The sequence below is a fragment of the Streptomyces sp. SID14478 genome, assembly GCF_010548525.1.
Taxonomy (GTDB): domain Bacteria; phylum Actinomycetota; class Actinomycetes; order Streptomycetales; family Streptomycetaceae; genus Streptomyces.
In genome coordinates this window covers 1-383 of record NZ_JAAGMG010001300.1, presented here as the reverse complement: position 1 = coordinate 383, position 383 = coordinate 1, and the positions used below count along the sequence as shown (strand labels likewise).

General features: G+C 75.2%; 1 pseudogene. It reads left to right on the top strand.

What is annotated here, in order from left to right:
* A pseudogene (locus tag G3I40_RS41310) lies at positions 1-219 on the top strand (hypothetical protein); the annotation flags it as partial.
* Positions 220-383: the final 164 nt, after the last annotated feature.

The window sequence follows — 383 nt, the reverse complement described above, 5'->3', positions numbered from 1 at the left end:
GTCAGCTCCTCGACCACGTACGGGCTCGGCCCCGCCAAGGACCTCAAGCTCAACCCGTTGGCCGGCACCGGTGTCGACCCCCTGGACAACGCCGTGGGCACCCAGGTCTCCGACTTCAAGCCGGTCAGCACGGCGGCGGTCACGGGCCCGCTGGCGTCGGGGAGTTCCCTGTCCGAACTGCCGGTCGTGGGCACCGCGACGGACCTGCTCCCCGGCTGATCCGGGCTCACCGCCGCAGCGGCACCTCGCGCACCAGCCACGCCACCGCGAACGCCGCCGCACACAGCGCCGCGACTCCGAGCGCCACCCCGTGCAGCCCGTCGACGACGCTCGCCCGGAACGCGTCGGGCCGCGCCCCCTGCCGGAGCCGGCCCGCGAACACC